The sequence below is a fragment of the Adlercreutzia shanghongiae genome (genome assembly GCF_035830635.1).
Taxonomy (GTDB): Bacteria; Actinomycetota; Coriobacteriia; order Coriobacteriales; family Eggerthellaceae; genus Adlercreutzia; species Adlercreutzia shanghongiae.
Genome location: NZ_JAYMFI010000012.1, coordinates 1 through 13,297 on the forward strand (window position 1 = coordinate 1; position 13,297 = coordinate 13,297).

The 13,297-nt window shown below is 67.6% G+C and carries 17 protein-coding genes; all 17 read left to right on the plus strand.

The features are described 5' to 3' along the window. Window positions 1-161: 161 nt before the first annotated feature. Window positions 162-485, plus strand: a complete 324-nt coding sequence (locus VJ923_RS07285) for a phage head-tail connector protein (RefSeq protein ID WP_326440067.1) — start codon at window positions 162-164, stop codon at window positions 483-485. Beyond that, entirely contained in the window at window positions 482-856 is a 375-nt protein-coding gene (locus tag VJ923_RS07290) for a hypothetical protein (protein ID WP_326440069.1), read from the plus strand. The genes VJ923_RS07285 and VJ923_RS07290 overlap by 4 nt, the downstream gene beginning before the upstream one ends. A 47-nt stretch (window positions 857-903) precedes the next feature. After that, window positions 904-1,344 (plus strand): HK97 gp10 family phage protein, encoded by a 441-nt coding sequence (locus VJ923_RS07295; RefSeq protein WP_326440072.1) that lies wholly within the window; start codon window positions 904-906, stop codon window positions 1,342-1,344. Further along, window positions 1,341-1,745, plus strand: a complete 405-nt coding sequence (locus VJ923_RS07300) for a hypothetical protein (RefSeq protein WP_326440074.1) — start codon at window positions 1,341-1,343, stop codon at window positions 1,743-1,745. Before VJ923_RS07295 ends, VJ923_RS07300 begins: the two co-directional genes overlap by 4 nt. Window positions 1,746-1,748: 3 nt before the next feature. Next, complete coding sequence (locus VJ923_RS07305; protein WP_326440076.1) at window positions 1,749-2,195, plus strand: hypothetical protein; 447 nt, start codon at window positions 1,749-1,751, stop codon at window positions 2,193-2,195. Window positions 2,196-2,222: 27 nt separating this feature from the next. Further along, entirely contained in the window at window positions 2,223-2,561 is a 339-nt protein-coding gene (locus tag VJ923_RS07310) for a DUF5055 domain-containing protein (RefSeq protein ID WP_326440078.1), read from the plus strand. 77 nt (window positions 2,562-2,638) lie between these two features. Further along, entirely contained in the window at window positions 2,639-2,986 is a 348-nt protein-coding gene (locus VJ923_RS07315) for a hypothetical protein (protein WP_326440080.1), read from the plus strand. Between the two features lie 46 nt (window positions 2,987-3,032). Next, window positions 3,033-7,232 (plus strand): hypothetical protein, encoded by a 4,200-nt coding sequence (locus VJ923_RS07320; RefSeq protein ID WP_326440082.1) that lies wholly within the window; start codon window positions 3,033-3,035, stop codon window positions 7,230-7,232. Between the two features lie 12 nt (window positions 7,233-7,244). After that, a complete protein-coding gene (locus VJ923_RS07325) occupies window positions 7,245-7,634 on the plus strand; it encodes a DUF6711 family protein (protein ID WP_326440084.1) in 390 nt (129 codons plus the stop codon). 6 nt (window positions 7,635-7,640) lie between these two features. Further along, window positions 7,641-9,869 (plus strand): hypothetical protein, encoded by a 2,229-nt coding sequence (locus VJ923_RS07330; RefSeq protein ID WP_326440086.1) that lies wholly within the window; start codon window positions 7,641-7,643, stop codon window positions 9,867-9,869. 11 nt (window positions 9,870-9,880) lie between these two features. Then, complete coding sequence (locus tag VJ923_RS07335) at window positions 9,881-10,087, plus strand: hypothetical protein (protein WP_326440088.1); 207 nt, start codon at window positions 9,881-9,883, stop codon at window positions 10,085-10,087. Beyond that, window positions 10,084-10,455: a hypothetical protein gene (locus VJ923_RS07340; RefSeq protein WP_326440090.1), complete on the plus strand. Its 372-nt coding sequence runs from the start codon at window positions 10,084-10,086 to the stop codon at window positions 10,453-10,455. Before VJ923_RS07335 ends, VJ923_RS07340 begins: the two co-directional genes overlap by 4 nt. 12 nt (window positions 10,456-10,467) lie before the next feature. After that, entirely contained in the window at window positions 10,468-10,929 is a 462-nt protein-coding gene (locus tag VJ923_RS07345; RefSeq protein WP_326440092.1) for a phage holin family protein, read from the plus strand. Next, a complete protein-coding gene (locus VJ923_RS07350; RefSeq protein WP_326440094.1) occupies window positions 10,929-11,063 on the plus strand; it encodes a hypothetical protein in 135 nt (44 codons plus the stop codon). Before VJ923_RS07345 ends, VJ923_RS07350 begins: the two co-directional genes overlap by 1 nt. Next, a complete protein-coding gene (locus VJ923_RS07355) occupies window positions 11,053-12,060 on the plus strand; it encodes a peptidoglycan recognition protein family protein (RefSeq protein WP_326440096.1) in 1,008 nt (335 codons plus the stop codon). The genes VJ923_RS07350 and VJ923_RS07355 overlap by 11 nt, the downstream gene beginning before the upstream one ends. 21 nt (window positions 12,061-12,081) lie before the next feature. Then, complete coding sequence (locus tag VJ923_RS07360) at window positions 12,082-12,789, plus strand: hypothetical protein (protein WP_326440098.1); 708 nt, start codon at window positions 12,082-12,084, stop codon at window positions 12,787-12,789. A gap of 2 nt (window positions 12,790-12,791) precedes the next feature. Further along, window positions 12,792-13,297 (plus strand): hypothetical protein (locus VJ923_RS07365; protein WP_326440100.1); only part of this gene is annotated, 506 nt, incomplete at its 3' end.

Consider the following 13,297-nt stretch of genomic DNA (forward strand, 5'->3'; position numbering starts at 1 on the left):
CACCCGGACGGCTTCACGTTCACCAAGCCCAAGACCGGCTACACCGAGTCGCCGACCGACGCCCAGCTCAAGGCCCCGGCCAACTGGGCCCCCGCCTACAGCGACGCGAACGCCATCCCGATCGCGAAGCTCATCACCCCGGGCGTCCGATAGGGGCGCCCATGACCGACGAGGAGCTGATCGAGAACGTGAGGGTCGGCCTCGGCGACGAGCGCTTCGAGCGGTACATTCCGTACCACCTCATGCTCGCCAAGAAGGCCGTCGTCGAGAGGATGTGGCCCTGCGACCCCGACAAGACGTGGGAGGACGTGCCCGAGCGGCACCACGCCACGGCCTGCGAGATCACCGTGTACCTGGTGAACCGCCGCGGCGCCGAGGGAGAGACGTCCCACAGCGAGAGCGGCACGTCGCGCAGCTACGAGTCCGCCGGCGTTCCCGACAGCCTCCTGCGCGGCATCGTCCCCCACGTGGGGGTGCCGCGATGAGGAACCTCGAGCGGGACACGCAGCGGGTCTGGATCTCCAGGTTCGAGGGGCTCGTCCCCGAGGAGAACGCCCAGGGAAGGCTCACCGGCAAGAACATCCCAGCGAGAAGCAGGCCGGAATTGTTCCTTCCCTCGGCGTCCATGTCGCGGGGCGAGGCCCAGAACACCTACTTCGGGCTCAACCTCGACTACGACCGGGTGCTCACCATCGACGACCCCGATTTCGAGGTGGGCGAGGCCGACGTGCTGTGGCTCTACGGCGATCCGGGCGACCTCGACGACCCCGCGCCCCACGACGCGATAGTAAAGCGGGCCGTGTCGAAGGGCTCGTTCACGGTCATCGCCACCAAGCGCGTGGAGGTGTCGCGATGAGGATCCCCGTGTCACTCTCGCGCCCGTCCATCCGCGGAGCGATAGCAATGATCGACGGCGCATCCGCCTCCCTCGAGGCGAGGTGCGCCGAGCTGGTCCGCCGCCTCGGCGAGATCGGCGTCGAGGCGGCCGTGGCCCACGTCCGCAAGGACACCGGCGAGCTGGCATCCGGTATCCGCTGGGAGCAGCTCGCCGACGGAAGCGGGATCGTCGTGTCCGAGGGCCCTTACGCGGCGTTCGTCGAGTTCGGCACCGGCGTAGTCGGCGAGGGAACCTACCAGGGCGACCTGCCCGACGGATGGGGCTACAACGAGCAGCGAACGCCGGAGGCCCACGACCCGGACGACATGACCCGGTGGTTCTACAGGGACCGCGACGGCCGCGTCAGGTCCACCAGGGGCCAGCCGGCGTGCGGCTACATGGCAGCCGCGGCGGAGGAGATGAGGCAGTCGGTGGCGGCTGTGGCGAAGGAGGTGCTTGGCAAGTGATCGACATCGAGACCGAGCTCTACGACGAGCTGGCCCGTTCGGTGCTCGCCGAGTTCCCCGGGGCCTACGTCGCCGGCCAGCACGAGATCTCCCCGCCCCGATTCCCCGCCGTGTTCATCGAGCAGACGTTCAGCAGCGAGCTGGACGCGTGCAGGGACTCGTCGGGCGAGGAGAACGCGAACGCCGTCATCTGGACGGTGAACGTGTACAGCAACTCGCAGTCCGGCGCCAGAGACCAGTGCAAGCGCATCCTCGCAATCATCGACGCGAGGCTCAGGCGGCACAACATGAAGCGCCTCACGGCCCGCCCCATCGACAACGCGGCAGACCCCACGGTCTACCGGTACGTCGGCCGGTTCACGGGCCTGGTTGACAAGAACGGAACTACTTATTGGAGGTAATCAATGGCTGAGAACAGTTTCGGCTCGTACCTTATGAGCTCTGAGGACGGCAAGACGTGGGACAACGTCTGCCCCATCAAGGACTACCCCGACCTCCAGGGCGACCCCAACACCCTGGACAGCACCACGCTGAGCGACCCCGCCCACACCTACATCGACGACATCGAGGACACGGGCGGCGGCCTCGCCTTCACGGCCAACTACGACTGGGACACCTACCAGAAGCTCTACGCCCTCAAGGGCGAGGAGAAGTACTACGGCGTCTGGTTCGGTCACACCGAGGACACCCCCGGCGTGTTCACCCCCGACGGAAGCCGCGGCAAGTTCAAGGGCAAGGGAAAGCTCAACGTGACGAAGTCTGGCGCCGGCGTGAGCGCCGTGTCCGACATGAAGATCACCATCACGCTCAGCGAGCCCATGCTGCCCGACCTGGCGGCGCCCGCGGCGTAGGGAAGATAGCGAAAGAGAGGTTCCGAAATGACAGAGTCAACCGACCGCAAGATCAAGTTCGAGTTCGAGGGAAAGCCCTACGTGCTCGAGTACGACAGGGACAGCGTGGTGGCCACGGAGAAGGCCCTGGGCGTGTCCCTGCAGGACATCCTGTCCTACAAGGTGAGCTCGGTGCGCGACGCGTTCACCGGCGCGTTCATCAAGAACCACGCCGGCACTCCCGACGAGACCGTCGAGGCCATATGGCAGGCGATGCCCGACAAGCGCAAGCTCATCTCCACGATCGGGGAGATGTACGCGCTCGGCATCAACTCCCTGGTAGGCGAGCCCGACAAGGGAAACGCGATCAGCTGGACGGCGGAGTAGACGGCCGGACAGCTGATACCTACACCTCGTGCGAGGAGCTCTTCTGGGACGCGCTGCCGCAGTACATGGCGATAGGCATGTCCGCAGAGGAGTTCTGGCACGGGGACTTCCGCCTAGCCGGCGCGTACCGGGAGGCGGACCGCATCCGCCGAGACAACCGCTACGCAGCGGAGTGGAGGGCGGGAGTCTACATGTTCGAGGCGCTGCTCACGGCCTCGCCGGCGTTCAGGGAGCTGAGCGGCGGCATAGACCACGAGTACCCGCCCGAGCCCATCTTCTCGGCCATGACGGCCGCGGAGAGGGAGGCGCGCGAGGCGGCCGACGAGGAGCGGCGCGCCGAGGAGATGATAGAGCGCTTCAAGAGAATGGCCCTCGAGGCGAACGCCCGCTTGGCGGAGCGCGAGTCCGCGGGCGACGGGGAATGAGACCAGGAGAGGCTCCGCCTTCTATCGACGAGCGAGAGGAGGCGGCATGGCAGACGACGCGAGCATCGACAGGCTCGAGATCGAGGTCGGGGCATCGGCGTCTTCCGCCGTGCGAGACCTCAAGGAGCTCACAGGGGCCCTGGAGGGCCTCGACAGCGCCCTGGGAGGGCCCGCCGCGGACATGGCGAAGCTGTCGAAGGGCCTGGAGGCCCTGAAGTCGGCGGCATCCAAGATCGACCTGTCGGGCCTGTCGGCGCTGAAGGACCTCAACATCGACGCCGGCGCCGGCAAGGCGGTCAAGTCGGTCGCGGAGGCCGTGCAGCTCCTGCCCTCGGACACCGCCGCCAAGGCGTCGTCCCTCGCATCGCTCGCGTCCCTCAGGGCGCTCGACGGGGTCAAGCTGAGCCCCACCGTGGGCACCGGGCTCGCCAAGATCGCCACGGCGCTTGCCTTCATGCCGACGGACACGGCGGCCCGCCTGTCCGGCGTCCGGTCGCTGCAGGCGCTCAACGGCCTGACCCTGAGCAAGACCACGGCATCGAACCTGACCCGCCTCGCCCAGGCGGTGCACGCGTTCCCGGCGGACGCCGGCGCGCGCCTCGCCGGGCTCGCGCAGTCGCTGCTGCCGCTCAAGTCGCTCAACGGCCTGCGCCTGACGACGGCCATCAACGGCCTCAGGCAGCTGCCCGGGGTGCTCAAGCAGTACGAGACCCTCAACGTCAGGGCGCTCGTGACACAGCTCGACCAGCTCAATCCGCGCCTGCGCTCGCTCGCCGCATCGGCGAACGCCCTGCGCATGGCGTTCACGAAGATGCCCGCGTCGCTGCGCACGGTGGCCTCGGCCACGAGGGCCGTGACGTCGGCGAACCGCTCCCTCGACACGTCGATGAGGACGGCGCAGTCGTCGACCGTGGGCTTCGTGGGCAAGTTCACCCTGCTCAACGGCGGGGCGATGCTCGTCTACGACGGGCTGGCCAAGTGCATCAACGAGGTCAACACCTACATCGAGTCCATGAACCTGTTCGAGGCGTCCATGGGCAAGTACACCGAGAGCGCCACCGAGTTCGGCATGAAGGTGCAGGACGCCATGGGCATCGACTTCGGCGAGTGGGCCCGCAACCAGGGCGTGTTCCAGACCCTCATCACGGGTATGGGAGCCGCCGCCAACAAGGCGTCCGTCATGAGCCAGCAGCTCACCCAGCTCGGCTACGACATCGCGTCCTTCTACAACATCAATGTTGAGGACGCCATGCTCAAGATCCAGTCCGGTATCGCCGGCGAGCTCGAGCCGCTGCGCCGCCTCGGCTGGGACCTGTCCGACGCCCGCATGAACATCGAGCTCACGAGGCTCGGCATCGAGGCCAGCACCCGCGACATGTCCCAGGCCGAGAAGGTGGCGCTGCGCTACTACCTGATCATGAACCAGGTCACGCAGACCCACGGCGACATGGCCCGCACCATCGCCAGCCCCGCGAACCAGCTCCGCGTGCTGCAGGCCCAGCTCACGCTGGCGGCCCGCGCCATCGGCAGCCTGTTCATCCCGGCGCTCAACGCGATCCTGCCCTACGCAATCGCCGCCGTGAAGGCCATCCGCATGGTGGCCCAGGCCATCGCCGAGCTCCTCGGCATCGACGCCACCTTCGAGGTGGACTACTCGGGCCTCGACACGTCGGGCATCCTGTCCGGCGAGGAGGCGCTCGAGGGCATGGGAGATGCGGCCGACGACGCCAAGGACAAGGTCAAGGAGCTCAAGAACACCGTCTTGGGCTTCGACGAGCTCAACAAGATGCAGGCCGTCGAGAAGGACGACGGCTCGGGCAAGAACGGCAAGGACGGCCTCGGCGGCATCGGCCTCGACCTTCCCGTCGACACTTACGACTTCATGGCCGGCCTGGACGACTACATCACGAGGCTGTCCGACGAGCTCGCCGCCAAGATGGTGGGCGCCCTCAAGCAGGTCATGCCCTACGTCGCCGGCATCGGCGCGGGCATCGCGGCCTGGAAGATCGGGAAGTCCCTCATAACCGGCGCGGAGGCCCTGTCCGGCCACCTGCGCAAGGCGAGCGGAAACGCCATGAGGACGGCCGCCGAACTCGGCAGGCTGGGCAAGGTGCGCCTCGGCAACATCGTCAGGGACGCCGGCATCGCCATGGGCCTCATGGCCGACAAGGCCGCCCTGTTCGCCAAGAGCATGGGGGGCCTCAAGCTCGCCGGCATCGCCGCCACTGTGGGAATCATGGTCGGCCGCACCGTCGAGCTTTACCAGAACAGCGAGAAGTTCCGCCGCGGCCTCGAGGTCGTCAAGGGCTGGGCGGACGCCGTGGCGGCCTCCCTGGGGGACCTCGGCAGGCTCATGTCCGAGCTCGGCAGCGGCATCGCCGAGGCGCTGTCCTTCGCGGGACGGGTCATGGGCGAGTTCCTCAAGTCCCTCACCGGCCTCGACTTCTCGTGGCTCGAGGGTCTCGGCCGCGGCCTCGTCGACACGTTCGGCGGCATCGCCGACGCCCTGGCCGGCGTGGTCGACGCGCTCGACCTCGACCTGGCAGACCTCGGCCTCACGGTGGGCGGCATCGCCCTGCTGTTCACCGGTGCGGGCGCCCCCTTCGGCGCGGCCATCCTCGTGTTCGAGGCGCTGAGCGTCGCCATCCGCGGGATCGGCTACGCCTGCGAGCCGGTCGTGTCGAAGGTGGACGCGCTGGCCGGCGTGTCAGAGGAGACCGCGGGCCGCATCGGCACGTCGCTCGACTCGGTCACCGACGCCATGGGCGTCATCGACCGCATCGACTTCGCAGACGCTGTGGTGTCAGATTCCGACGTCGAGGAGGTGTCCGGGAAGATCCAGGACATCAAGTCGGCCATCCTCGACAACCTCGACGCCAACCGCAACGAGGAGCTCGCATCGCTCGACGCGCTCAAGGGCGTCATGCCCGACGAGAAGATCGAGGAGCTCAAGCAGAAGACCGAGAAGATGTACCAGGACAGGCAGGCCCAGGTCGAGGAGGCCGAGGCGCGCCTCATGGAGATCTACCGGGCCGCCGCCGCGGAGCACCGCACGGTGACCGACGAGGAGGCCGCGGAGGTCAGGGCCATCCAGGCCGGCCTCAAGGACGACCTCGTGGCGTCCGCCGGCGCCACGCGGGACGAGATCGAGTCGATCAACAGGGCCATGGCGAACAACAACGAGGCGGCCGCCCTCGAGAGCGCGAGCGCAGTGCTGTCGGCCGCCGCGAGCGAGCGCGACGAGCGCGTGAGGCTGGCGTGGGAGACCTACGACAACCAGATGTCGGTCGCCAACGGCCTGCGCGACGCCGGGGCCATAACCCAGGAGGAGTACGAGGCGATGGCCTCGGCGGCCCTGGCATCGGCCCAGGCGCAGCAGGACGCGGCCAACGACGCCTACTACGGCGAGGGCGGCGTGCTCGCGACGGTGCAGTCGGGGCTCGGCGAGAGCGCGGCCTACATCGATGAGTCGAACGGCCAGATCAAGGAGAGGTGGGAGGTCTGGTGGGACGACATCGAGGCCGGCTTCGGGGATATGGGGGACCGCATCTCCCAGAGCCTCGACGACTTCGGCCAGAACGCCTTCGGATGCTTCGAGCAGCTCGGCAGCGACATCTCCTCCTGGTACGACGCGGAGCTCAAGCCTACGATCGACCGCATCTCCAGCGGCTTCCAGTGGCTCGGCAGCGCAATCAGCGGCTTCCTGTCCGACCCGGTGGGCAACGTGAAGGCGGCCTGGTCGGGAATCTCGGGCTGGTTCGACTCCAACGTGTGCCAGCCCGTCAGGTCGGTCGCCAACTGGCTCATCGGAGCGATCGAGAGCATCGTGAACGCCCCCATCCGGGCGCTCAACCAGTTCCGCATCGACCTGCCCGACTGGGCGCGGGAGCTCACGGGCTGGTCGAGCGTCGGCTTCTCCGCGAGCGAGGTGCGCCTGCCGCGCTTCGCCGACGGCGGCTTCCCCGAGAAGGGCCAGCTGTTCGTGGCGCGCGAGAGCGGCCCGGAGATGGTCGGCCAGATGGGCGGGCGCACCGCGGTCGCCAACAACGACCAGATCGTGGCGGGCATCAAACAGGGCGTCATCGACGCCATGACCGTCGTCAACGCAGCGGGCGGAGGGGCGCAGCGCGACGAGCGCCCGATCACCCTGATCGTGCAGCTCGACAGCGAGACGGTCACGCGCCGCGTCTACAAGAACCTCGACGACATGGAGCGCAGGGGCGCGATCCCGGCGTTCGGAATCTAGGAAGGGGGACGAATGTCCAATCTGCTCTACGTGGGCCCGTCGCCCAGCGACCTGGCGCCCGTCTCGCCCACCCCGGCCGAGTACGCCTGGACCAAGCAGGACATCTCCGACCCGGAGGCGGGGCGCACCCACGACCCCGACAACACCATGTGGAAGATGCAGACCTCGAAGAAGCGCAAGCTCAACCTCAGCTGGAAGCTGCTCACGGCAGACCAGGCGAGCGCGGTGCTCCGAGCCTTCGACCACGAGTACTTCTACGTGAGGTTCTGGGACGCCATCGAGAACGGGTACATCACGAGGCAGTTCTACGCGGGCGACATGTCGGCGCCGCTGCAGTGGTTCGACCTGCCGAGCCTGGGCACCCGCTTCGCGAACGTGTCGTTCAACATCATCGAGAGGTAGGCGGGCATGCTGAGCACAAGCCAGGGATTCCGCCGCCGCGTGTCAGACGGGGCGAGGGTGCTCGTGAGGGCGCAGATCGCGTTCGCCTCGGGGGAGAGGCGCGACCTCGACGGGTCCGATTTCATCAACAACACGCTGTCGTTCGAGCAGATGACCTCGCGCACCGGGTCCTTCGACATCGGCGCGGCGATTGTCGGCACCTTCAAGTGCACGCTCAACAACTTCGACAAGCGCTTCGAGGGGTGCGACTTCACCGGAGCGCGGATCATGCCCCAGCTGGGCGTCGAGGTCGACGGCGAGGTCGAGTGGGTGCGCAAGGGCACCTATTGGATCCAGCAGCCGTCGAGCTACGGCCCCACCATCTCGCTGTCATGCGACGACGCCATGTCGCGGCTCGACGTGCCCTACGAGGACGTGGGGACGAGCTACCCGGCCACGGCATCGACCGTGGTGCGGGACATCTGCTCGCACTGCGACATCGTCCCGCAGAGACTCGACTTCTACGGCGCGTCGGCCGTGTTCAGAGAGCGTCCCGAGGAGGCCACGTGCAGGGATGTGCTGTCCTGGGCCGCGCAGGCCACGGGCAACTGGTGCCGCATGACCGCCGACGACAGGCTGAGGATCGACTGGTACGACCCCGCGGTGTTCGAGGACGAGGACTGGCTCGACGGCGGCGAGTTCGACGGGGGCCGCCCGTCCTACGCCACCGGCGACGCCGCTGACGGCGGTAACTTCCTCGACTACTCCTCCGGCGACAGCTTCGACGGGGGCGACTTCCTCAAGGGCAAGGTCATCAGCATCTGGGCCACGGCCTCCGAGGAGGTGTCCACCGACGACGTGGAGGTCACAGGCGTGAGGGTCACGGCGTCTGACGAGACCGCCGCCGACGGCAGCGCCGGCAGGGAGGGGGAGACCCACCTGTGCGGCTCGCAGGGCTACGTGCTGGACGTGTCCGGCAACCCGCTCATCGCCTACGGCGAGGCCAGGGCCGCGGCCGAGCGCATCGCCGCGCGGGCGGTGGGCCTGCGCTTCCGCCCCTTCGACGTGGCAGCCCTCGGAGACCCGAGGGCCGAGGCCGGAGACCCCGCCGTGCTCACCGACCGCCACAAGACGGCCCACAGGTCGTTCCTCACGGCGGTCGTCTACAAGGTCGGCCACTACACCGCGTTCCGGTGCAGCGCCAGGACGCCGGCGAGGAACTCCGCCTCGGGGTCGGGAGCTGTGACCAGGGCCCTGCTCAAGCAGGACGCCGCCATCCGCAGGGAGAAGAGCGCGCGCGAGGCTGCCCTCGAGCGGTTCCAGGACGACCTGGAGAACTCGTCGGGCATGTACGCCACGAGCAAGCGCGAGGGCTCGGGCACTACCTGGTACATCCACGACAAGCCCGAGCTGGACGAGAGCCAGTTCGTCTGGAAGCTCAACGCGGCCGGCCTCGGCATGAGCGTAGACGGAGGCAGGACGTGGCAGTTCGGCTTCGACAAGTGGGGCGACGCGATCCTCAACGAGATCTACGCCATAGGCATCGACGCCGACCACATCGACGCCGGCGCCCTGCGCGTCAAGAGCGGCGGCAAGACCATCTTCTGCGCCGACGTCCGCGCGGGCCAGTTCTGGTGGAGCACGCCGAACAGCTCGCTGCAGAACAACGGGACCCTGACCGTCACGAAGGGCAACATCGGCGGCTTCGAGATCGGCGCGAGCTACATCCGCAGCAACCGCCAGTCGCTCACGTCGGCGAGCGCCGGCGTCTACATCGGGGCCAACGGCGTGAGCACGGGCAACGGCTACCAGTGGAACGCCATGGGCAACGGCGCCTTCTTCGGCGGCAGCGGAGGCAACGTCGAGACGGGCTACATCAGCTTCAACACGCGCTACGAGCCCACGGGAGTCGGCGGCGCGGCGATCGGCGGCAAGGGGTGCATCGGCATCTACACGCCGCAGCTGATCGTCGGAGGAGGGTGGAGCCAGCGCAACGTGAGCAGGTACCCGGCGGGCTACGCGGGCCAGAGCGCGTCCAAGAGCTACATGACGGGCAGCGTGGCCAAGCAGGGCTCCGTGAGCGTGACCCCCTACTTCGGGACGCTCAGCAACGTGGCGATCGCGGACAGCGCGGGCAAGGTGACCGGCAGGTACACCTCGGTCAAGTACCTGACCGGAGTGAGCATCAGCGTCAACTTCCCGCAGTACAAGGCGGCCAACATGGTCTTCTCGCAGGGCCTGATGGTCTCGGTTTGAGAGGAGGGCGCATGGACGATATGTGCCTGGTGGAGAAGGGCGGCACGGGCTTCTACGCGCCCATCGACCAAGCGGGGGCCTGGAGCGCCCAGGGGTACGCGGTCTACGCGATGCGGGCCGTGCCCCTCAACGACGTTGCCAGGGAGGACGGAGGGGCCGAGGAGGCCAGCTGCGAGACCAGAAGGCCCGCGCGGCCCGAGGAAGAGGAGGTCGGATGAAACTGACGAACTACGAGATGTCCCGGCGCCTGGGGCAGCTGGGGCAGGTGCTCGACCGCGCCGACCTGATCGGCTACGCGGCGGCGCGCAACACGAGGGTCCTCAGGGAGGCCTGCTCGGAGTACCTGCAGATGCAGGACGCGCTCGTGCGAGAGCTCGGCGAGCCGGAGACCGACGGGGAGGGCGCAGAGACCGGGGCCTACCGCCTCGACTTCGCCAGTCCTAACTTCCCCGAGTTCGCGAGGCGCATGGACGAGATCGCCCCTATCGAGAGCGAGATCGAGGTGTTCCGCATCCGAGTGGATGAGGCGATAGGAAAGCTGAGCGGCACGCAGCTGCTCGAACTCGACTGGATGTTCGAGGACTAGGAAGGAGAACCGATGGGAGAACTTACGGAAATGGTAGCGGCATGGGGCGTACCCGTGCTCATCGCGACGGCGGCCATGGTGTGCGACATCTGCACCGGCTTCGGCGGGGCGGTGAAGAAGGGGGAGGTGGCCTCGGGCAAGATGCGCGAGGGGCTGTGGCACAAGGCCGGCTTCTACGGCCTGATCATCCTGGCCGCGCTCTACGAGGTGGCGGCCGCGTTCATGAACCTGGACGTGGCGTCCGCGGGCATCGGCGTGTCGCTGCCCGAGCTGCCCGCGGTGGGCGCCGTGTGCGTCTACGTGCTGGGCACCGAGATCGTGAGCGTGTGCGAGAACCTCATCGTCATCAACCCGGCCCTGGCCGACGCGCCGTTCATGCGCACGCTGGTGACGCACGACCCCGGCTCCGCCGATATGACGGTGGCCGTGGAGGACTTCGAGGAATGCGCCGTCGGCGCGGAAGGGAGCGAGTAATGACCACGAACGGAATCAGCATCCCGGACGAGGACAAGTGCGTCGTCCCCGAGGCCGAGGAGGCCACCGAGGAGATGTGGGTCGAGCTGACCAACCAGAAGGGCGACGAGGGGGAGGCCGACGATGAGCGATAGCCCCCTCGTGGTGTACACCAAGCTGTCCCCGAACTGCTCGGTCCGCACCCAGGAGATCACCAAGATCACGCCGCACCACATGAGCGGCAACCTGTCCATCGAGACCTGCGGCAACGTGTTCGCCCCGGCATCGCGCAAGGCCTCGTCCAACTACGGAATCGACACGCCTGGTCGCGTGGGGATGTACGTGCCGGAGGACAAGCGCGCCTGGACGTCCAGCTCCGCATGGAACGATCAGCGCGCCGTGACCATCGAGGTGGCCAACAGCGTGTGCAAGTCCCCGTGGCCCATCAGCGACGCCGCGTGGAGCACGCTCGTCGACCTGTGCGTGGACATCGTGCGCCGCAACCCCGGCATCGTCCGCGCCGACGGCAAGACCCCCGGCCTGAACTACACCGGCGACAAGCACGGCTCGCTGACGAAGCACAAGTTCTACTCTAACACTGACTGCCCGGGCACCTGGCTCGACCAGCACATGAAGGAGCTCGAGGTAGCCGTGAACAAGAAGCTGGACTCCGGCCAGTCGACGCCCAAGCCGGCCGCCACGGCCCCGACCCCCAAGCCCTCCGCGCCGAAGCCGGCGGCACCGAAGCCCGCCGCCAAGGGCAACGCCAACGTCCTGGCCTTCCAGAAGTGGATGAACAAGACGTACGGCTGGAGGATGGCCGAGGACGGCCTGTTCGGCAAGGACACCAAGAAGCACGCCGTGATGGCGCTGCAGACCGAGCTCAACCGCCAGTGCGGCGCCGGGCTCGCGGTGGACGGGTCGTTCGGCCCCAAGACCAAGAGGGCCTGCATCAACGTGCGCCAGGGCGCGAAGGGCAACATCACCCGCGTGATCCAGGGCATGCTGTACTGCCTCGGCTACGACCCCAAGGGCCTCGACGGGTCCTACGGCCCCGGCTGCGCCGAGGCTGTCAAGAAGTTCCAAACAAAGAAGGGCCTCTCGCCGGACAAGGTCTGCGGCCCGAACACGTTCGCCGCCCTCCTGGGGTAGCGGGAAGGGAGGCGCGGCCTCATGGCGATTCAGCACAGACGAGGGGGCTACAACGACATGGACCCGGCCCAGCTGGTGCCGGGGGAGCCCGCGGCGGCCCTCTACGACGACCCGTTCTCATCGGACGGCCGCGCCCTCTACTACTGCTTCGCGCCGGGCAGCGTGAAGCGCGTGACCATGTACGAGGACTTCCTCGACTACTTCGGCGAGTCTAAGCGGGAGATCGTGCAGTGGATCACCGACACGGCGTGTGCCGAGTACAAGGAGGAGTACGCGGCCATCCGCGACGACGCCAAGACCGCCGAGGCCGAGCGCGTCGAGAACGAGAAGAAGCGCGTTTCCGCCGAGGAGTCCCGCCGGTCTGCCGAGGGCGCCAGGGCGGGGGCCGAGGAGAAGCGCGCCGCAGCCGAGGAGAAGCGGGTGCTCACCATCGAGGACTTCGAGAAGAAGGTGGCCGGGGGCTTCTTCGACGGCGCCACGTTCCGCCCCTCGGTGAGCGAGGACGGCCTGCTCTCGTGGAGCAACGACAAGGGCCTGCCGAACCCGGAGACGGTGAGCGTGCGCGGGCCCAAGGGCAGCGACGGCGTTGTGACGGGCCTCGGCACCGGCATGTACGCGCTGCAGATCGTTGACGGGAGGCTGCGCCTCTACTACGACGAGGGCACCGACGTGCCCGATATGGAGATTCGAGCTGACGGGCACCTGTGGGCGCTCGTGGGAGGAGAGTAGTCATGCCTTGGAAGGACTTGGGAAAGGTGGCCGGCGAGGACGGCCGCATCGGCAATGTCGACAGCACATACATCAACAACGGGGGCGACCCGGGGGTGTCGATCGTTCGCTCCGGCGACGAGTCGGCCCCCGACTTCACCTTCGAGTTCGAGAACCTGGTCAACGACCCGTTGGGCGAGTCCGAGCTGGAGTCTATCGTCAACGGCGAGACCGTGATGTCGTCGAACGTGGTGAACGGCACGGTCCTTGGCAGCTTCTTCAGCGCTCTGAATGACATCTTCGCGGCGAAGAAGCACAAGCACTCCGCCGCCGACCTGGACTCCGGCACCCTTAGCATGGACCGAATCGCCAACGGCTCAATCCCGCAGGCGAAGCTGGACCAGGCGACTCAGGATTCGCTGTCCCGGGTTGAAGGGACGAAAAACGACCTCACCAAGAAATCAGTCGAACTTCTGCTTCCTTCTCCGCAGCCGGGGCCACTCTACTCGCTTGTTGTTGGCGCCAGCGG

Coding starts and splice junctions, on each gene's coding strand:
- VJ923_RS07285 (WP_326440067.1), top strand. CDS start 162: ATGACCGACGAGGAGCTGATCGAGAACGTGAGGGTCGGCCTCGGCGAC.
- VJ923_RS07290 (WP_326440069.1), top strand. CDS start 482: ATGAGGAACCTCGAGCGGGACACGCAGCGGGTCTGGATCTCCAGGTTC.
- VJ923_RS07295 (WP_326440072.1), top strand. CDS start 904: ATGATCGACGGCGCATCCGCCTCCCTCGAGGCGAGGTGCGCCGAGCTG.
- VJ923_RS07305 (WP_326440076.1), top strand. CDS start 1,749: ATGGCTGAGAACAGTTTCGGCTCGTACCTTATGAGCTCTGAGGACGGC.
- VJ923_RS07310 (WP_326440078.1), top strand. CDS start 2,223: ATGACAGAGTCAACCGACCGCAAGATCAAGTTCGAGTTCGAGGGAAAG.
- VJ923_RS07315 (WP_326440080.1), top strand. CDS start 2,639: ATGTCCGCAGAGGAGTTCTGGCACGGGGACTTCCGCCTAGCCGGCGCG.
- VJ923_RS07320 (WP_326440082.1), top strand. CDS start 3,033: ATGGCAGACGACGCGAGCATCGACAGGCTCGAGATCGAGGTCGGGGCA.
- VJ923_RS07325 (WP_326440084.1), top strand. CDS start 7,245: ATGTCCAATCTGCTCTACGTGGGCCCGTCGCCCAGCGACCTGGCGCCC.
- VJ923_RS07330 (WP_326440086.1), top strand. CDS start 7,641: ATGCTGAGCACAAGCCAGGGATTCCGCCGCCGCGTGTCAGACGGGGCG.
- VJ923_RS07335 (WP_326440088.1), top strand. CDS start 9,881: ATGGACGATATGTGCCTGGTGGAGAAGGGCGGCACGGGCTTCTACGCG.
- VJ923_RS07340 (WP_326440090.1), top strand. CDS start 10,084: ATGAAACTGACGAACTACGAGATGTCCCGGCGCCTGGGGCAGCTGGGG.
- VJ923_RS07345 (WP_326440092.1), top strand. CDS start 10,468: ATGGGAGAACTTACGGAAATGGTAGCGGCATGGGGCGTACCCGTGCTC.
- VJ923_RS07350 (WP_326440094.1), top strand. CDS start 10,929: ATGACCACGAACGGAATCAGCATCCCGGACGAGGACAAGTGCGTCGTC.
- VJ923_RS07355 (WP_326440096.1), top strand. CDS start 11,053: ATGAGCGATAGCCCCCTCGTGGTGTACACCAAGCTGTCCCCGAACTGC.
- VJ923_RS07360 (WP_326440098.1), top strand. CDS start 12,082: ATGGCGATTCAGCACAGACGAGGGGGCTACAACGACATGGACCCGGCC.